This window comes from Desulfomicrobium orale DSM 12838, from assembly GCF_001553625.1.
GTDB classification, from domain to species: Bacteria; Desulfobacterota; Desulfovibrionia; order Desulfovibrionales; family Desulfomicrobiaceae; genus Desulfomicrobium; species Desulfomicrobium orale.
In genome coordinates, this window is the sequence record NZ_CP014230.1 from 276816 (window position 1) to 295844 (window position 19029).

A 19029-nucleotide genomic window follows, 5' to 3' on the forward strand; every position below is an offset into this window, starting at 1 on the left:
CGCGTCTTATGACCAATGCCCTGTGCATGGCGTGACATCCTTCATAACCGTGGCCGGACCTCTGGTACGTGAACTGGGGCTGGCCGAGTGGCACGGAGGCCTGATCATCACTCTGGCCGGAGTATGCTGGATGCTTCTGTCGCGGGCTTGGGGTCTGATCGCTTCCTACGCCGTGTGCGCCGCGGGGTTGGGTGTGTTTTTTCCGGCCTGCCAGGCGCTGGCCGCCAACTCCGTGACGGCGGAAGAGCAGGGCGTGGCCGCAGGCGCCCTCTCGGCGGCTCAGGGAGTGGCCATGGTCGCCGCGCCTCTGGCCGGGACGGCGCTGTATGGAATTTTCCCGGAACTGCCCTATATCATGACCGCCGCAGCCCTGGTCCTCATGAGCGGAATAGCCCGGCTCCGGACTCCGGGAACTGAAGCGGCGCGGCAAGCGGCCATCCGCCGATGAATTCCCGGTTTGGGTATTTTTTCCCGATTCGGGTGGACAAAGGCTCAGAAAATTATTTCTGATTAATTTTAATTTTCTGGGCCCTTTCACACATACCAAAAAGGAGGAAATTCATGGCGAAAGGAGGAAAAGCCGTGCTTCGGAGCGCGGCGCGGGCAGCGGTGATTTTTCTGGCACTGGCCGGAACGGCCTGGGCGGCGGACGGCGGCAGGAAGGAAGATGCCGTACGCCTGGGGGACATAACGGTCACGGCCAACAAGATGGAGGAAGACCTGCAGAAGGTCCCCCAGAGCGTCACGGTCATTAGCGAGGCCGAACTCGAAGAGAAAGGCATCCGCAACGTGATAGATGTGATCAGGGAAATCCCCAACATGTCGGGCGTCACCACCGGACATCATGGCAGCCCGGTCAGCTTCCGGGGGCTCAATCCGTCCATGTTCACCAACAACAATCCGGTGGTCGTCTACATCGACGGCGTGCCCCAAAGCGGCAAGGAGAGCTTTGACGCCTCCCTGGCCAACGCGGAGCGGGTCGAGGTTCTGCGCGGGCCTCAGGGCTCCATCTACGGCAAGGATGCCATCGGTGCGGTCATCAACATCGTGACCAAGAAGCCCGAAAACAAATGGGCCGGCAAGATCGGCGCGGAATACGGCAGTTACAACCACATGCGCGGCGTCTTCAACGCGGGAGGAGCGCTCCTGCAGGACAAGCTCTTTCTGGGAGTGAACGGGCAGTACGACAAGGACGACGGCTGGATAAAGAACGACTACCCGGGCAAGGACGACGATTTCAACAAAAAGAGCGACCGGCGGCTCAACGCCAACTTGGCCTTCACCCCCACGGACCGTTTCACGGCGCGGGTGTCCGTGACCAACGACTATAACCGCAATTATGGGGTAGACGGCTACGGGCTGCCCAGCGGGGCGAAGCTCAGCGATTTCTCCAGAGACGACGCCGAACATGTGAAGTTTGATGCCCCTCTGCGCGTGTTCACGGAGAGCAACGCCCAGAGCCTCGCTCTGCGCTACGCCTTCGACTCCATGGCCCTGGATTCCGTGACCACGCACAAGACAGTCCACGTTAACGGCAAATACGACGCCGATTTCGGGGCTGTCCCGATCCATGCCGGGCTGATCCAGTTCAACAAAAGCAATGTACGAAACTGGACCCAGGAACTGCGCCTTTCCAGCAACAATGAAGAGGGGTTCCGCTGGGTGGCGGGTCTCTATTTCGAAAGGGAGCACCGTAAACATGGGCCCTACGGACAGCAGTTTCCCTTCTTCGATCCGGGCAGCGGCGCCTTTTTCGGCAATTTCGAGATGAACGCCGAATCCATCACCGACACCGACACCTACGCGGCCTTCGGACAGGCCGTCATCCCCTTTGCCGAACGCTTCGAGCTGACTCTGGGCGGACGCTGGCAGCGCATCAAGAAGCACATGGACCTGTCCACCTATCTTCTGCCCATCGGCGTGCCCGGACCGCCCATGTACGAACTCGATACGGAAAAAACCTGGAACGCCTTCCTGCCCAAGGCGGCCCTGTCCTTCAGCATAAATGATGACTGGACCACCTATGTCTCCTGGTCCAGAGGCTACATGCCCGGCGGATTCAACTATTTTGCAACAGGGGGCACGGCTTCCGACAACACCTTCAAGCCGCAGGTATCCACCAACTATGAACTCGGCATCAAGGGCGTCTTCGAGCGGGCCTCCCTCTCCGCCGCCCTGTTCCGCATGGATATCGAGGACATCCATATCTACAAATCCGTCAGCGGCACCAACATCTATCTCACGGACAACGCCAAGAAAGCCCATTCCCAGGGCGTGGAGCTGGAAGGCATGTGGCGGCCCTTCGATGGGTTGGAACTGACCGGAGCCGCGGGCCTCATTCAGGCCAAATATGACGACTACGACTGGGGCGGCGGCAATTTCAACGGCGAGAACATCGAAACGACCCCGGCCCATACCCTGCGCGCAGGCGTGGCCTACACGCATGAAAGCGGCTTCTACGGCCGGGTGGATGTGACCAACCAGGGCCGCATGTATTTCTACGACGACGCCCGCAAGGATTTCGTGAAAGAAGACATGTACACCGTAGTGGACGCCAGGGCCGGATACCGGTTCCAGGACTGGGATTTCTACGCCTACGTCAGAAACCTCACCGACGAGGAGTATGTCACCAATTTCATCGCCAACAATGTGCTGAGCCTCACCAATTTCGGCGAACCGCGCACCTTCGGCGTAGGCGTGATCTATCACTTCTGACGTAGAGCCGGCCAGAACCGCACAGACAGATGCCGTAACACGTTTCACACCTCCCTATTAAGAATGACAGACTGAAAAAGAACAGCTGCAGCCTGGAAAAATGAAAGGCCCTCTTCAGAGGGCCTTTCATTTTACAAACTCATTTCAAAACCATCCCTGCACTGGGATAATTGTTCTATTTTACCGCAACGACAACATCTCAAAAAATCTATCCCCTTATTTGTGTTCGCCTCTCTTACCAAGATAAACAGCGTACGCGAAAGCTCCTGCACAAATAAAAGCGGTTGCGATCCATGCAATGGTCATAAAAACCTCCTTGAGATATAGACACTACCAACCAGAGCGCCTACACCGATCGCGATGGCCCAAAGATTGTTTTGATAGAGTCCTATCAGAATTGATCCTGCACTAACTTTTTCCAGCCAATCTGCGATTCTCCAGCCCTCTTAGCCACCAAACATCATCCTGTCCATGTACTCCGGCACAGGCCAGAAAGCGGTACCCTCCAACAGATTCCCGAACCGGATAATTTTTCCCGATTCGGGTGGACGGGGGCCTGGAAAATCGGTTTCGGATTTTCTAGGCCCTTTCACACATAATGAGGAAGATAGTCATGAAAAAGACTCTGCTCGCTCTGACCCTGACACTTTTCACGGCCGCCGCGGCCCAGGCCCATTCGCTGTGGATCAACGCTTTCGAGTCCCATGCCCACACACCGCCCCATGTCATGGTCTCTCTGGGCTGGGGGCATGCGCTGCCCATGGACGACATTCTGAATTCTCCCAACGGACGCGTGGAGCTGGACCGCTTCGAGCTCATCGATCCGGCGCAGGGCAAGACAGTTCTGCTCCTCCCCACGGCCCAGGAAGCCAAACCATCCGGCACGGCCAGAGACTTCGACGTGTTTCCCGGCGATCTGGCCGCGCAGAAAGTCGCCTTCAAGGCGGACAGCGCGCCCGGCGTGTACCAGTTCAGCGCCACGACCAAACCCACCTTCTACACCCAGTATGTGGACACCAAGGGCAAGGAGCGCATGCAGCTCAAGCCCCGCGATGAGGTCAAGGACCTGGACAAGACGCTCATGTCCGTCAAATTCCAGGCCTTCGCCAAATCCTACACCACCGTGGGCAAATGGACCCGGCCCGAGCCGCTGGGACACGGCCTGGAAATCATTCCGCGCACGGATCTGAGTGACCTGCGCGCGGGCGATCTGGTGGAGGTGGACGTGCTCTTCTACGGCAAGCCCCTGACGGCCACGGCCAAGAGCATCGAATATATCACCGCCCACAGCGCTGGCTTCGGCCAGAGCGACGGCTTCGCCCTCTTTTCCTACATCATGGATGGCAAGGCTCAGTTCAGGGTGCAGAACGCCGGCCAGTGGATGATCAGCGTCAATCACAAGGACGACGTCACCCCCGACGGCCCGCTGAAAGATCTGATGGGCAAGGCCGATCAGGTGTATCATGCGGCCAGCCTGACCTTCACCGTAAAGTGATCTACCGGCCCGGAAGACGGACGCGCTCCCAAGGGTGCGTCCGTTTCTATGGCAGCCGGGCCGTTTTCCCGCTGCGGGCATATTTTTTCCCGCTGCGGGCAGACAGCGGACAGCAATTTCCTGAAGTATCCGCTCCACGGAGCCAGAAAAATCTCTTCCACGACGAGGGCACAATGAGCACATCACACACTGTTTCCGGCCGGGATTACGGCCGTCTCTTCGACATGATCTCCGCCCCCATCAAGACCCGGCTGCTCCAGAGCGGCCTGGACCTGGGCGTTTTCGATCGTCTGAAAGCCTGGGTCACAGCTTCGGAAGCGGCAAAACACATCGGTATCCATCCGAAAAACGCGGTCCCGTACCTGGATGCCCTGACCTGCATCGGCCTGCTGGAGAAGCAGGACGGCCGCTACCGCAACGCGCCCGAAGCCGAGTCCTTCCTGCGCGCGGACAGCCCCGCCTTTCTGGGGCCGCTGCTGGCCCAAGTTTCCGCCATGTGCGTGGCTCCGCTGGACGACCTGACCGGTCTGCTGCGAAACGGCCCGCAGGAGGAACCCCAGGCCTTTGGCGACGAAAACCTCTGGCCAGCGTTCACGCGCGACGGCGCGGGCTGGGTCAGGGCGGGCGTGGGCGAACAGATGGCCGCCGTGCTGGCCGCCCTGCCCGAGTTTCCGGCCATGCGGAAAATGCTCGATCTGGGCGGCGGCCACGGGCTCTTCGCCCAGGCATTCGTACGCGCGCACCCGTCCATGACCGCCATCGTCTTCGACCGCGCGCCGGTGCTGGCCGTGGCCGAAGAGTTCATCCGCGAAAACGGCATGCAGGACAGAGTTTCCGTGCTGGCCGGAGATTATCTGACTGGCGGCGTCGGCTCTGGTTACGACCTGGTCTGGGCCTGCTCCACTCTCAATTTCGCCCGTCACGATCTGGACGCTCTGAGCGCCAAAATCCACGCCGCCCTGAATCCCGGCGGGCTGTTCGTGAGCTTCCAGGACGGCCTGACCCATGAACGTACGCAGCCGGAAACGCTGCTGCCCAGACTGGGCGTCGTGCTCGCCACAGGCCAGGACATGTATTTCGATCAGGGAGAAATCGCGCGGAGCATGCTCGGCGCGGGCTTTATATCCGTGCATTCGCGGACCATCGCCACGCCCATGGGCGAGCTGGATCTGGACATCGCCCGCAAAGGCTGGGAGATTCGAAAATGAAAACCGCTCTCGGGATGCTGGGGCTTGGCCTCTTGCTGCTGTTCCACCCTACGGCCCTTCCGGCTCAGGAGCTCTCGGGCCGGGAGATCATGACCCTGGTGTACGACCGTGCCGACGGAGAAGACCGCACCGCCACCATCACCATGACCCTCGTCAACAGACGCGGCAGCCAGCGCGTGCGCACGGTACAGAGCTTTTCCAAGGATTACGGACCGGACAGGAAATCGGTCATGGTCTTTCAGGAGCCCGCCGACGTGCGCGGCACGGCCTATCTGGCCTGGGACTACGAAGACGCCGGCCGCGAAGACGACAAGTGGCTGTATATACCAAGCATCCGCAAGGCGCGGCGTATCAGCGGGGCCTCGCGCAACGAGTATTTCATGGGCACGGACTTCACCTACGACGACATGGGCCGCCGCGCCGTGGACGAGGACACGCACACCCTCCTCGGCGAGGAAACCGTGCTGGAACACCCGTGCTGGAAGATAGAGTCCGTCCCCGTGAACAAGGACGACCTGTACACGCGCAAGGTGCTCTGGGTCAGCCAACGGGCACATCTGGTCATGCAGGGCGAATACTATGACAGGGACGGCCTGATCAAAACGTACAAGGCCCTCGACGTACGCGAGCAGGACGGCTTCTGGACGCTCATGCGCTCGGAAATGGACAACGTGTCCCGTGAGCACAAAACCGTCATGGAGTCGGCCGAGGTGCGCTACGACTCCGGCCTGGAGGACAGCCTGTTCCAGGTTTCCACCATCGAACGGGGACGCGTCCGGTAGCCGCCATGCGCGCGTTCATTCTGTCCTCGCTTCTCCTGTTCGTTCTGGGCTCGCTCCCGGCCGGGGCGGAGGATCGTCCCTGGACGGATCGCCTGCGGTTATCCGGACTGGCCGAGACTATCCAGTCTTTCCGGCTGAGCGACACCTCCGACCAGGTCACGTCCCGGCTGCACGCCCGCCTGGAGCTGGGCGCGGATCTGGATCTTGCCTACGTCTTCGTATCCGCCGACGCGGAAAAAAACTGGAAGATTCCCTCGGAAACCGGAACCTCGATCCACGAGGCCTGGGTCGAGCATGTGCACGACGGCTGGGACATACGGGCCGGGCGGCAGATCATCATCTGGGGCAAGGCCGACGGCGTGCAGATCACGGACATCATCTGCCCGCCCGACAACACCGAGGCCCTGATCCGCGATCTGGATGAAATCCGCCGCCCCGTGGACGCCCTCAGATTCCGGCTGCTTCGGGGCTCGGTCGATGCGGAAGCCATCTGGATTCCGGTCTTCCGTCCCGCGAAACTGCCCGAGAGCGGTACCCCGTGGGCTGTGGAGCGCACACCCGGGCCGGTCCGGGTGGACATGGCCGATACGGATGAACCCGGCTCCGGCCTCGAAAACAGTGAAATCGCCCTCAAGATTTCGGCCTACCTGCCCGGCGTGGACGTAGCGGCATCGGTCTTCCACACCTGGGACGACTTTCCGGCCATGCACCGCGACCTGGTCCGGGACGGGGGAGAGACAAGACTTCGCGTGCGGCCCAGGCACCACCGCCTGACCGTGTACGGTCTGGAGTTTTCCCGGCCGTGGTCGGATTTCGTGTTCCGAGGCGAGGCGGCCTGGTATGCGGGACGCTATTTCGAACACGGCCGTCCGGAACAGGGGCCGCGGCCCAAGGACGCCCTGAAATGGCTCGGCGGCGTGGACTGGACGCCCGGAGACGACTGGACGGTCATCGCCCAGATATTCGGGCAGAGCATCGCCGGACACGGAGGGGAACTGGCCGCGCCGGAGCACGATGTCAGCGCCAGTCTGAACATCTCCAAAAGCATGCTGCGGCAGACCCTGACCCTGTCCAACATGCTCTACTTCCATTTCAACGAGGGCGATTTCCTGAACCGCGTGAAGGCCGACTACGAACTGCGCGACGGCCTGCACCTGCTGGCCGGGCTGGATTTCTTCGGCGGCGGGGACACGGGTTTCGGCGTCTACGAAGACAATTCGCAGGCGTGGATCAAGCTCAAGTACAATTTCTAGAAGCCATCCGGCCGCCCCGCCGGTTCGAGGAGAGAACCCATGCTGCCACTTACCCGGATCAACATGTTTTTCCGGCGTCTCGGACAGGCGGTGGTCCGCCTGCGCTGGCCGGTCATCATTCTGTTCGCCCTGCTGGCCGGAGTCTGCGCCGGTGGACTGCGGCTGGTGGAGGCGGAAACGGATCAGGACAGCTGGTTCATGGAGGACGACGAGCTGCTGGCCGCCAAAAAGCGCATGGAGAACATCTTCGGCAACGAGGATTTCTGCGCGGCCCTGCTCACGGCCGAAGACGTGTTCCGGCCGGAAATCCTGCGCGCCATCCGCAAGCTGGGGCGGGAACTGAAAGAAGGCGTTCCCTACGCCGAGGAAGTGGTCTCTCTGACAGATCTCGAATTCACCCAGGGAGTGGAAGGCGGCATCGAAATCACCCAGCTCGTTCCGGAGAACATTCCCGAGGACCGGGCTGCTCTGGAGGCCCTGCGAGCCAGGGCCATGTCCAGGATTTCGCTGAAAAACCGCATGGTTTCCGAGGACAGCACCCAGACCTGGCTCATCCTGCGCCTCAAGCGCCTGCCCAAGGCCGAAGCCAACAAGGAGGCTCCGGTCATGGTCGCGGGGCGGGCCTTCAACCGTATCATCCACCAGCCCGAATACGCCCTGCTCAGCCCCAAGGGCGCGGGACTGCCCGTGGTCTTCGTGGACAAGCTTGATTTCTTCAACCAGGAGACGCCGCGCCTGTTCAGTTTCTCCCTGCTCGTGACCGCCCTCATCCTGGGTGTTTTCCTGCGCAGCCTGCGCGGCGTGCTCTTTCCGATCCTGTCCGCCGGAGGCGTGCTGATCGCGATTTTCGGCATGCAGGGTTTTCTGGGCATCCGTACGGACCCGAGCGCCATCTTCATGCCCGTTTTTCTCACTCTGGCCGTGTCCGTGGGCTATTCCATCCACATGTTCAATCACTTCGCCCTGGCCTTCGCCCAGACCGGACGCCGCGTGCAGGCCGTGGTCATGGCTCTGGAAGAAACGGGCTGGCCTCTGCTGTTCAGCGCCCTGACCACGGTGGCGGCCCTCCTGTCCTTCGCCTTCATTCCCCTGAGACCCATCCGCTGGGTGGGGCTCACCTCGGCGGCCCTGGTCGGCCTGGCCTGCCTGGCGGCGCTCATCCTGCTGCCGGCCCTGCTCAGTTTCGGACGGGACAGGGCCGTTTCCGGCGACGGCGCACGCAAACTCCTCCCGCGCACGGGCAGGCTGACCCAGCGGCTGATGGGCAGACTCGCCCGCGCCTCTCTGTTCATGTCGCGTGCGTCGCTCTACCTGTTGCCCGCCATCGTTCTTGTCTGCGCCTGGGGGCTCACGCGGGTGGAAGTATCCTTCGATATCCTCAAGAGCTTCGGCCGCAGGGTTCCTTACGTGAACCGCATCTACGAGGTCGGCCAGTCCAAGGTGGGCTCCATCTATTCCTACAGCCTGGCTCTGGAATTCGACCAGCCGGGAGCGGCCAAGGAGCCGGAAAATCTGAAGAAATTTGAAGAACTGATCGCAGGTATCGACGAGCTCAGGCTGACCAAGAAGACGACCTCCATCCTCCAGATATTAAAAGATCTGAACCAGGTCCTGCACGAGGGCGATCCGGCCTGGTATGTCCTGCCCGAGTCCAGAGATATGGCGGCACAGCTGCTGCTCCTGTACGAAAACGCCGGAGGACTGGAAACCGAGAAATGGATCGACTACGATTACCAGCGCCTGAAAGTCATGGTGGAAATGGGGGATTACAACTCGGGTGAGGCCGCGCGGGAACTGCGCTGGATCGAAGACCGAGCGCGGGAGCTTTTCCCCGGGGCCCATGTGGCTCTGACGGGAGCCATCTCGCAGTACACCGTGGCCCAGGATTACGTGTCCTATGGGCAGATCAAATCTCTGGGAGCGGCCTTCGCCGTGGTCACCGTCCTCATGATGATCGTCTTCGGCAGCCTGCGTCTGGGACTCATCTCCATGATCCCCAACATCGCCCCGGCCCTCGCCGTCGGCGGCATCATGGGCTTCGCGGACATTCCTCTGGACATCATTTCCGTGACCATCATGCCCATGCTGCTTGGTCTGGCCGTGGACGACACCATCCATTTCATCAACCATTGCCAGCTGGAATTCGAGCGATACGGCAACTACGCCGAAAGCTGCCGGAGGACCTTTCTGGCCGTGGGCGGGGCGCTCTTCATGACCACCGTGATTCTGACCCTGAATTTTGCCGTATACATGGTTTCGGTGGTCAAATTCTTCTTCCACATGGGCATCCTGGTGGGCGCGGGGCTTCTGGCGGCCCTGCTGGCCGACTATTTCGTGACACCGGCCCTCATCATCCGGACCAAAGCCTTCGGCCCGGAACGACCCGGGCCGGCGTCGCAGGGATAACCCAGAGCCCGGAAATTTTAGCTGCATAAAATTCTGCCAGCGGCATCCCACGGATGCGGCGTTCCAAGCTCATGGGCGGACCGGCCTGCTCTTCCCGATAAAATCCACCGTCTGGCAACAAGTTGCGACGTTTTCTCCGATTACTCCCCCGATTTTCCCGGCGAGAAAAGCGTTGCAAATCGCCCATTCATAAATTAGCCATCTTGAAAAAAGGGACGGTGCCAGTGCCTCCGTCGACAGATTCAACCCAGGACCTGATTCCCATAGCATCCGACACGCCGCAGCCATGTACACACCCGATCCCCGATCCAGAATGGCATCCGACAAAACTCCGTTTATCCAGACCTTCCGGGATTACTACCGCACTCATGACTGCTTTGTGGAAGTTGCCTCCCATGCCTATCCGGAGCCGGACCAGCTGCGCATGGAGCTGAAATACCCGGCAGGCAGGGGATGGATGGAATTCATCCAGATAAGCCAGGGACTGGGCGTGGGCATGTGCGAGTACGAGCTGTCCCGCCCTTTGGGCGGCGGCTATCCCAAAGAGATACGGACATCTTTTCGCATCAATCTGATGCTTTCCGGTGAATTCGAACTTTTCGTACCCGCCGCCAATCGAAACCAGATCATACGCGGCGGAGAAATATGGGCATGCCGGAATTTCAGGGAGGACCTGCACTTCAAGCAGCCCCCGGGAAAACCCATTCGCGGAATCTCCATCGACCTGCCGAAATCCATGATCGAATCCTGGCTCAGTACCTCGCAATGCGAAACGAACAGGTGTCTCAGGATGCTCCTCGGCGAGGAGTCTTTGCCTCGCGGCACGTTTCCTCCGGGAATGTTCCCTCTGTCCCGCTCCCCACAGCGGACCGCGGCCCTGACGGAGCTGGCTTCACAGATTCTGGATGCCCGGCGGGACACCGTCTGCGGACGCCTGCATTTCGAAGCCCTGACTCTGGAACTCCTGGCCCGGATACTGGACTTTGAGCTTCCGGCCAGCACCCGCTCTTTCCGCGCACCCATTGACGAAACCATCGACATCCTGCGCATGGAATGGGCCAACCCGCCGACCATCTCGGCCCTGTCCCGCCGCGTCGGTCTGAACGAATGCTATCTCAAGGCCGATTTCCGGCAGCGCACCGGACGATCCATCGGCGAGTACGTACGCCAGCTGCGCATGAAACACGCCCTGGAGCTTCTGGAGTCCGGCCGGTCGGTCCTCCAAGCGGCCACGGCGGTGGGCTACTCCAACCCCAGCCATTTCAGTGCGGCCTTCAAAAAACAGTACGGCCGCCTGCCATCGTCCTGCCTCGCCAGATAAGAACACGGGCAGCGCACGAAATCCCGCACTCCGCCATGCTCTGCGGCCTTTGCCACTGTCCTGCCGGAGAATCCATCCTTTCATCCACACCCATCTGCGCCATTTCCAGTAGGGAGCTTACCGGGTCGCCCTGCTGTTTCAGCACAAAACCCGCAGGTATTCCGGGTTCAGGAACCTGTCCTGTGCGCCACCCCGCCCAAAAAAGAAGCGCCCGAAGGCGCTTCATAAAACATCAGCGAAGATGGGCTCTATAACGCGGCCACGGCCCGCAGCAGCTCCTCGGCCTGAGCGCGGACCGAGGAATACTTTCTGGCCTTCTCCAACGCGGCCGAGGCCAGACTCTTGTTGCGCAGCTGCAAGGCGCAATAGCCCTGCATGAGCTGGCTCCGTCCGTCGGAGGCATCCAGGCGCAGGCTTTCGGCATAGGCGTCGTAGGCTTTTCTGTACTCGCCAAGTTCAAAATAGGCCTGCCCCGCTATGCGCCACATTTCCGCGCCGGGGCGTTCGCTCGCGGCCTTGGATGCAAAGGATGCGGCCTGCGCCGGCTGATGTGCGGCCAGATAGGAGCGGGCCAATTTCTCCCGCAGGCTGCTGCTCCCGGTTCTGGGCAGGGCCCGCGCGTACCACTGTGCCGCCCGAAGGGGCACCCCGGCGGCGGAATAGATATCTCCGATCAGGATTTCCTCCTCCGCGGGAATGGTTCCGGCCAGGGTCGCGTAAACCTCCCAGGCGCTCAGGGCCTCCTTGTAGCTGTGCTGCCGGGTCTGCATCTGGGCCAGCAGTTTCCACCATCCGGGGTTCTCCTGATCCCGGGCCAGCAGCCCTTTTACGGTCTGGGCCGCCTTGGCCCCCTTGCCGAGCTCCATATACGTCTTGAGCAGGGCCTCCAGCCATTCCTGTCTGGGAGCGCCCAGGGCGCCGGAAGCCAGCCGCTCCAGAGCGGGCAGGGCTTCGGCGTTCCTCTTTCCCATGAGGTAGGCGGCGGCCGACTGGTACAGCAGAGCGCCATCCTTTTTCCCGTCCAGTTCGTAGGCTTTGCCCAGGGCCCGGCCGGCAACGGCATACTGCCCCAGATCGTAGGCTGCCTTGCCCTGATTGGCCCAGGCCGGAGCGAAGTCCGGCCGCAGGGACGTGGCCGAAGTGTAATGCTCCAGAGCGCGGGCGTTCTTGCCTTGCATGATCAGGGCGTTCCCCAGCAGAAACTCCACAAAATGATGCTTCGGCGCGGGATGTTTCGCCATGTAGTCGCCAAGGATTTTCTCGGCCTGGGCGTACTGCTTTTTGTTCATGGCCTGATCGGCGTTGTAGAGGGCTTCCTGCATGGGCCGGGACAGTTCTTCCCTGCCCTGCTCCGCCAATGCGGAAACGGGTGCCGATGCACAGCACGCGAAAAAGACGCAGACCGCCATCCGGAGCAACGGCCCGGAAACGCGCGGCAAGTGGGACATACGCATATGCACCTCCGGTTCGGGGATGAATACGGATGCGCCGCCCGGACTCACCGGGTCAGCTCGAATTTGATGGAAGTGACCACTCTGGTGCGGACCAGCTGGCCGTCTTTTTTCCCGGGCGAAAATTTCCAGCGCGGCAGCGTCTTCAGGACGCTGTCCTCGAACATGCCCGCGGGCGTGGCCGAAACGATCTCCACATCGCTGACGGAACCATCCTGATTGACCAGAAAGCGCACCTCCACCACGCCTTCCACATTCAGCCGCTTGGCCCGCTGGGGATAGGGCGGCTTGACCTGCTTCTGGACAGCGGGGACCTGGTCCACCTCTTCCAGAGAAAACAGGTCGCTGGACAGAGCGGCCGGAGCGGGAGCCGCCTCGGCCGGAGGAGCGGCCACGGCCATCCCCGCCGCCAGCTGCGGATTGATCTCGAAGTTCAGGTCTGGCAGCTGCAGATCCATCCTGGGCACATCCACCGGTTTCCGGGGCATGGTCATGGCCGGCATGATCTTGGGCGGCTCCGGCGGCTTGGGGGGCTCCGGCGTCTCCTCCTTTTCCGGCGGCGGAGCGGGCGGCGTCACATCCACCAGCTGCACCGCCGTGATGTCCTCCAGATCGGTCCCCGACGACTGCGTGCCCACCAGAACGGGCAACAGGCCGAACAGCAGCAGATTGACCACCAGGGCCCCGGCCAGGCCCGCCAGCAGGCGTTTCCGGCGCGGTTTCACCCCTACCCCTCGGCCGCGCTCTTGGACGCGGCGATGCTCACGCTCTTGGCTCCGGCCAGACGGCACTGATCCATGACCTGGATGACCACGCCCGTGCTGCTGGCCTTGTCCGCCACGATGACCACCGCCCCCTCGGGGTTCTCGGCCATGCTGCGTTCCACATGGGCGCGCACGCTGCGGATGTCGATCTCCTTGGATTCCAGAAACACCTTCCCGGCGGCGGAAACGCCGATCAGGATATTGCCCGCTTCCTTGAGAGTGGCCGTGGATGCCTGCGGGCGCCCACATCAACGCCCGATTCCTTCACGAAGCTCGTGGTCACCAGAAAGAAAATGAGCAGCAGGAAGACGAGATCGATGAGCGGAGCCATGTTGATCTCCGCGGTTCTTCCGCTGCGCAGGGTCCGGCGGATACTGATCACAGGCGCCTCTTCAGGATGGAAATGGTTTCTTGCATCAGATCCTCCAGCTTGGCGGCCCGGCGGGACAGAAACACGCTCATGAAAAGCCCCGGCGTGGCGGCCAGAAGCCCGCTCTGGGTGGTGATGAGGGCCTCGGAAATGCCTCCGGCCATGGCCTTGGCATTACCCGTTCCGAACAGGGAGATGACATCGAAGGTGGTGATCATGCCCGTCACCGTGCCCAGAAGGCCGAACAGCGGAGCCACTGCGGCCAGGATGGCGATGGTGGACAGCGACCGGCGGATGTACGGGCGCACATGCAGAGCCAGACGGTCCAGCAGAAGGATGTCCACATCCCGGCGGCCGGTGCGCTCGTTCAGGAAAAACCGGACCACATCCGTGCGCAGCCCGGAAGCGCCCTCCGGCAGCCTGCCGCTGTGCGCCGACTGCAGGGCCTGCCCGAGGGAAATATCCAGCTTGGACAGGCGGGCGAACCAGATCAGGCGTTCGATGATCAGCGTCCACATCCAGACCGAGGTCAGGATGAGCGGGATCATGACCACTCCGCCCGGCTCCAGATACGTGTAGGCCTGGAGAAAAAAATCACTCCACATGAGCTCCCCCGCAGGTGGATTCCCGGTAGAGGATATTGGTCAGGGCCACGGCCTGCTCCTCCATGTCGCCCACGATATGATCCACCCGGCGGGACAGGAATGTGTGCACCAGCATGATGGGGATGGCCACGGCCAGGCCGAGCATGGTCGTGACCAGAGCTTCGGAGATGCCCCCGGACATCATGCGCGGATCGCCGGTGCCATGCAGGGTGATGACATGGAAGGTGCTGATCATGCCCGTCACCGTGCCCAGAAGGCCCAGAAGCGGAGCCACGGACCCCAGCATGTTCAGCATGGGCAGAAAACGGTCCAGCCGTGGCAATTCCCGCAGAATGGCCTCCTGCAGCACGCTCTCCAGAGTTTCCCGGGTCTCTCCCCGGGCCTCCAGCCCGGCCCGGAGCACGTTGCATACGGGGCGGCCGCTGCCCCTGCTGCACAGGGCCTGTTCACAGTCCTCCCAGCGGCCCTGACGGGCCAGGGTGTTGACCTTGTCCATGAGCCGGTCCGCGTTGTCGTGGACCCGCTTCAGGAAAACGGTGCGCTCCAGGGCCATGATCAGCGCGAAAAAGGCGATGGCCAGAATGGGCCAGACCAGCAGTCCGCCGTTTTTGATCTGATCCAGCAGGCTGTTGGTATGCATGACCTGGCGCAGGGCCGCTCCGCCGGAAATATCCAGCTTGATGCTGTCGGAAGCGCCGTCGAAGTATTTGTCCAGATTGCGGCGGACCAGCCAGTCCGGCAGGGCCGACAGGGCGAAAAGCTGCCCTGTGTCCTCGGAGAAGCGCAGGAATCCCGTTTCTGCGGAGGTGCGGTACGCCCCGAGAAAAGGACCCACCAGAAGCACCCCCCCGCTCTCCTCCCGGCCGTCCCGGCCGACGAAGGAACGGGTCTGAAGCGTCACCGCGCCGGACTCGTCCATGGCCTGGAAAAACAGGTCCGCCAGAGCGCCGGCATCCTTGAGGTCCGGGTTGCGGTCCTTTTCCAGAACAGGCTCGAGGACTTTTCTGTACTCGGGATGAGCGGCCGTCAGCAGGGACTGGGACAGCTGCGTTTCGAGGTCCCGCGCGGCCACACGCACGGACCCGCTGATTTCGCGCAGGCCGGTGTTGGCCTCGGCCTGTTCCTCGTTCAGGGCGCGGGTGCTGTTGTCCAGCTCCTGAATTTCCGTGTTGAGGGCCTGAATTTCGAGCTCGAACTTCCGGGCCCGCTGCTCCAGCGCGGCCACCTCGTGCTCCAGCGCGCCACGGTCCTTCTGGATGCGCTCCCGGCTCTCCCGCTCCCGTGCCTGCGCGGCCTCATACTGGGCGCGGGCCTTGCGGGACGCGGCACGCATGTCCTCGGCAAGGGCCGCGGAACTCAGGCACAGACAGAAGGTGAGAAGGCCCAGAAAAACGGCCGGCCGGAGAAGGCAGGATATTTTCATGTGTACATCCTTGACATGTTTTGTTTCCGCCGCCTTCTTGCGGCGAACGGACGGAGCGGACAGCTCAAAAGCTTTCCCGCTCATTTCTCGATCCGTCCGATGGGCAGATCCACCAAGTCCGCGGTGCGTTCGCGGCGGGCAATCTCCAGCGCCTTGCCCACTTCACGGGCGGCTTCCTTGGGGAGCGGCACGAACTTTCCGGAAACGCGGTCGTACTGTCCCACCACGCTGCCGTCCGGCGAGCAGCAGAACAGGCTGACCCGGCCGACGCGCAGCATGTCCATGAGCAGCGGCGTACCTTCCAGGTCGATGGTGTCCTGATAGGCCTCCACCGTGTGGCCGTAGGTGACTTCCACCTGCAGGGCCTCCATGACCCGGCGCAGTTTCTCCGCGCTGCTCGCATCGACGCGGACCAGAGTTTCGCGCAGATTCCTCAGCCTCTCCCGGCGTTCATCGGGCAGGAAAGGCAGATCCCGCTGCACGAAGTTCTCCAGGCGGGTCAGCGTGGCATCCAGAAAAGGCTCCAGATCCTGTTCGAAAGCCCTGGAGCTTTCCACGCCGCGCCGGGCCTCGGCCAGAAGCTTTTGCGCCACCTCCCGGCGCTGGCTCAGGATATCCCGCTCCCGCTGCAGGTTGTCCACGGCATAGGCCAAGGTCTGCTGACGGGCGATGAGCTCGCTTTTCCTGTCCGCCCACTGGTCCTCGTTTTTCTGGGTCCGCTGATCCATCTCGATGGCCTGCTCCAGCGTCCGGGAAACCTGCGCGGGATTTTCAGCCAGAGCCGAAGGCGGCCCTGAAAAGGCCAGACTGCCCAGAATCAGGGCGATTCCCGCCGCACGGCGGTGGGAGTCTCTCCCGGAAGAAAATCTTTTTCTCATGTGTGCATCCTTAAAAAACATCGAGACAGCCAAAAACTTCACACTCCCCAAACCCCGCACTCCGCAAAACGGCCCGGACAGAACGGGCATCTTTCATGATGCTTAAACCGGCCGTGGCGGAACATCATCAAAAAGCACATCAGCAACATATCGAACTTATTGAAAAAGATAAAAAATCGGTACGAAATTGAAAGTTTATTTCTCCCCATAAAATTATTTGTGTCAAATATTTTTTGACCTGAAAAACAAACTCGGCCATTCTCCTGACCGGAAAACAGGCGGGCCACAAATTCTTACCGACACAAATAAATAATGAATAACAATATATTATGGAATAAAATCTCCTGGCGGCATGAGGTTGGCGGCCCCACGTGAGAAACTTTATCACCAAAAATAAAATTTTTGGCTAAAAATATTTCCAGTCACAATACGCAGGCATACATGACCATGTGAGGACTATACGAAAATATTTTTCCCCGGTATGTTGGCAATGACTATTGGAAATTTCTTCCGCCAGCATGGCCGTATCTTCTGAATAAATCTATCCATAACTAAAACAGGATGGAAAAAAATTCACCCCCGGTACGCCAAAACGCGCCTTCAACAGGATTATTTTCAGCACCGGCAGCCGGTCAGACTGAAAAAATCCACCTGAAAGAGTTCAAAGCATAGTTTTACCCGATCAAAATCATTTCATACCAGCATGATTCATGAACAGATGTGATTCATACTTCGAGAAAATATTCAAAAACAACTACAGTGAAGTCTATTCTTTTCTGTTGAAAAAACTGGGCTCATCTGACGATGCATCTGACGCTACTCAGGATACATTTCTCAGAATGGCGAAATGCTGCGGGCAGACAAATATCTCCTCCCCAAAATCCTATCTCTACAGAATTGCCCGTAACGTCGCCACAGATCTGCTGCGTTCCAGAGCGTCCCGCAGCCGCCATCTGGATACGGCGGACATCGAAGCCCAGCCGTCTTCACTGCCCTCTCCCGATGCGGAGCTGGAGTTCTCCCAACGCCAGAAACGCATGAAGCAGGCCCTGGACGCGCTCCCCGCGCGCTGCCGGGAAGTCTTCATCCTGCACCGCCACGAAAACCTGACCTACCGGGAAATCGCGGCCAGACTCGGCATCTCCCAGAAAACAGTGGAGAAGCACATCTCAAAGGCCATCTCCCAGCTCCAGAAGGCTTTTTTCCAGCCCTGAACCTGGGTTTGCGCAAAACCCCGCCCGCACTCCCGCCATTCCGGCCGGACATGCCCGCCGTGAAAAAACACGGTTCGAAAAAAATTCATGGGGGAAAACTTTTCCCCGCACGTCTTAAGAACAGGAAGGCCAGCATGAACTCCCATTCCCGAAAACCGAAAGCGAAAGTCCTCAAGCAGGCGGCCCGGTGGTTTGCCCGCACCCGCGCCGGAGATTTTTCAGAAGCGGACAGGACGCGGCTTGCGGCATGGCTCGAAGCGGACCCCGCACACAGGGCCGCGTTCACGGCCACGGAAAAAACCTGGGAAGAGGCGGGGCTGATCGATCCCTCACTGCTGGAAAACGAAAGCCGCACGGAAAAAGGCTGTTTTCTTTTCCGGCCGCGCCTCCAACTGGCCGGCCTGGCCGCGCTGATGATCCTTGGCCTGTTCTTCTTCCGGCCGGAAATGGAACGGGCGTGGCTGGCCGTGGCGGGCGGGGAAAAGCCTTACGCCACCCGGCCGGGCGAAACGCGCACGGTAACTCTGGAAGACGGGTCCATACTGGAGATGAACGCCAACACCTCCTTCACGGCGCGCTGTTCCTGGTGGAAACGGCGCATTGATCTGGGCGAAGGAGAAATCTTCCTGCGGGTCAGGCGGGAGCCGTGGCGGCCGTTCGAGGTCGTGTCTCATCAGGGCCTGGCCAGAGTTCTGGGCACGAGCTTTCACGTCCGCAGCCGGGGCGGACGGGTATCCGTGGACGTGGAGGAAGGGCTGGTCCGGGTGGAAACATCGCCCCGCCGCGCCGGTACCCCGGCCCGAAGCGTGGAGCTCAGGAAGGGCGAGGGAGTGGATTACGGCTGGGCCGGAGACATGGCCAAAACGCGAAAGGCCCGGCTGGAAGAAAGCACAGACTGGCGGGGAGGGAAAATCGTGTTCCGCTCCATGCCGCTGGCGGAAGTGCTGCAAAAGCTCGAAGACTACCACAATGTCCGGCTGAAACTGGCCGACCCGGCTCTTGGCGGCGAACATTTCACGGGCGTTTTCAGGGTCAACGATCTGGATGAGATCCTGGAGGCCGTGGCTCTTTCCTTTTCCCTGACCACGAAGGCGGAGCCGGACGGCACGCTGGTTCTCGCTCCAAAACGGAGGTGACCGGAAGA

17 protein-coding genes are annotated in these 19029 nt (G+C 60.9%); 10 read left to right on the forward strand and 7 right to left on the reverse strand.

What is annotated here, in order from left to right:
• The first annotated feature begins 31 nt into the window (after positions 1-31).
• The 8 genes from AXF15_RS01265 to AXF15_RS01300 all read left to right on the forward strand — a co-directional run bounded on the left by AXF15_RS01265 (position 32) and on the right by AXF15_RS01300 (position 11180).
• Positions 32-448, forward strand: a complete 417-nt coding sequence (locus AXF15_RS01265) for an MFS transporter (RefSeq protein ID WP_151192245.1) — start codon at positions 32-34, stop codon at positions 446-448.
• A 113-nt stretch (positions 449-561) separates the two neighbouring features.
• Positions 562-2715 (forward strand): TonB-dependent receptor, encoded by a 2154-nt coding sequence (locus AXF15_RS01270; protein ID WP_083517785.1) that lies wholly within the window; start codon positions 562-564, stop codon positions 2713-2715.
• 613 nt (positions 2716-3328) lie between these two features.
• Positions 3329-4210 carry a DUF4198 domain-containing protein gene (locus tag AXF15_RS01275; protein ID WP_066602260.1) on the forward strand — a complete coding sequence of 294 codons (882 nt, stop codon included), beginning with the start codon at positions 3329-3331 and terminating at the stop codon, positions 4208-4210.
• A gap of 173 nt (positions 4211-4383) precedes the next feature.
• Complete coding sequence (locus tag AXF15_RS01280; protein ID WP_066602261.1) at positions 4384-5418, forward strand: class I SAM-dependent methyltransferase; 1035 nt, start codon at positions 4384-4386, stop codon at positions 5416-5418.
• Entirely contained in the window at positions 5415-6200 is a 786-nt protein-coding gene (locus tag AXF15_RS01285; protein WP_066602263.1) for an outer membrane lipoprotein-sorting protein, read from the forward strand. The genes AXF15_RS01280 and AXF15_RS01285 overlap by 4 nt, the downstream gene beginning before the upstream one ends.
• Positions 6201-6205: 5 nt before the next feature.
• Positions 6206-7453: a DUF1302 family protein gene (locus tag AXF15_RS01290; protein WP_066602266.1), complete on the forward strand. Its 1248-nt coding sequence runs from the start codon at positions 6206-6208 to the stop codon at positions 7451-7453.
• Between the two features lie 39 nt (positions 7454-7492).
• Positions 7493-9859, forward strand: a complete 2367-nt coding sequence (locus AXF15_RS01295) for an efflux RND transporter permease subunit (protein WP_066602269.1) — start codon at positions 7493-7495, stop codon at positions 9857-9859.
• A gap of 313 nt (positions 9860-10172) precedes the next feature.
• Positions 10173-11180, forward strand: a complete 1008-nt coding sequence (locus AXF15_RS01300) for a helix-turn-helix domain-containing protein (protein WP_169793559.1) — start codon at positions 10173-10175, stop codon at positions 11178-11180.
• A 248-nt stretch (positions 11181-11428) separates the two neighbouring features.
• Here AXF15_RS01300 and AXF15_RS01305 read toward each other — a convergent pair whose 3' ends face one another.
• The 7 genes from AXF15_RS01305 to AXF15_RS01330 all read right to left on the reverse strand — a co-directional run bounded on the left by AXF15_RS01305 (position 11429) and on the right by AXF15_RS01330 (position 16671).
• Positions 11429-12634, reverse strand: a complete 1206-nt coding sequence (locus AXF15_RS01305) for a tetratricopeptide repeat protein (RefSeq protein WP_066602275.1) — start codon at positions 12632-12634, stop codon at positions 11429-11431.
• A 44-nt stretch (positions 12635-12678) separates the two neighbouring features.
• Positions 12679-13356 (reverse strand): energy transducer TonB, encoded by a 678-nt coding sequence (locus AXF15_RS01310; protein ID WP_066602278.1) that lies wholly within the window; start codon positions 13354-13356, stop codon positions 12679-12681.
• A gap of 2 nt (positions 13357-13358) precedes the next feature.
• Positions 13359-13595 carry an ExbD/TolR family protein gene (locus tag AXF15_RS14640; protein WP_335338903.1) on the reverse strand — a complete coding sequence of 79 codons (237 nt, stop codon included), beginning with the start codon at positions 13593-13595 and terminating at the stop codon, positions 13359-13361.
• A complete protein-coding gene (locus tag AXF15_RS14645; RefSeq protein ID WP_250636712.1) occupies positions 13589-13777 on the reverse strand; it encodes a biopolymer transporter ExbD in 189 nt (62 codons plus the stop codon). Before AXF15_RS14645 ends, AXF15_RS14640 begins: the two co-directional genes overlap by 7 nt.
• On the reverse strand, positions 13774-14370 hold the full coding sequence (locus AXF15_RS01320) for a MotA/TolQ/ExbB proton channel family protein (protein WP_066602281.1): 597 nt from the start codon (positions 14368-14370) through the stop codon (positions 13774-13776). The genes AXF15_RS14645 and AXF15_RS01320 overlap by 4 nt, the downstream gene beginning before the upstream one ends.
• The gene (locus tag AXF15_RS01325) at positions 14360-15793 is read right to left on the reverse strand and encodes a MotA/TolQ/ExbB proton channel family protein (RefSeq protein ID WP_066608530.1); all 1434 of its coding nucleotides are present in this window, start codon (positions 15791-15793) and stop codon (positions 14360-14362) included. The genes AXF15_RS01320 and AXF15_RS01325 overlap by 11 nt, the downstream gene beginning before the upstream one ends.
• An 80-nt stretch (positions 15794-15873) precedes the next feature.
• Positions 15874-16671 (reverse strand): DUF3450 domain-containing protein, encoded by a 798-nt coding sequence (locus AXF15_RS01330; protein ID WP_066602288.1) that lies wholly within the window; start codon positions 16669-16671, stop codon positions 15874-15876.
• 710 nt (positions 16672-17381) lie between these two features.
• Here AXF15_RS01330 and AXF15_RS01335 point away from each other — a divergent pair.
• Together AXF15_RS01335 and AXF15_RS01340 are read left to right on the forward strand one after the other, a co-directional pair.
• The gene (locus tag AXF15_RS01335; protein ID WP_066602291.1) at positions 17382-17885 is read left to right on the forward strand and encodes an RNA polymerase sigma factor; all 504 of its coding nucleotides are present in this window, start codon (positions 17382-17384) and stop codon (positions 17883-17885) included.
• Between the two features lie 134 nt (positions 17886-18019).
• Positions 18020-19021: a FecR family protein gene (locus AXF15_RS01340; protein ID WP_066602292.1), complete on the forward strand. Its 1002-nt coding sequence runs from the start codon at positions 18020-18022 to the stop codon at positions 19019-19021.
• Positions 19022-19029 lie beyond the last annotated feature (8 nt).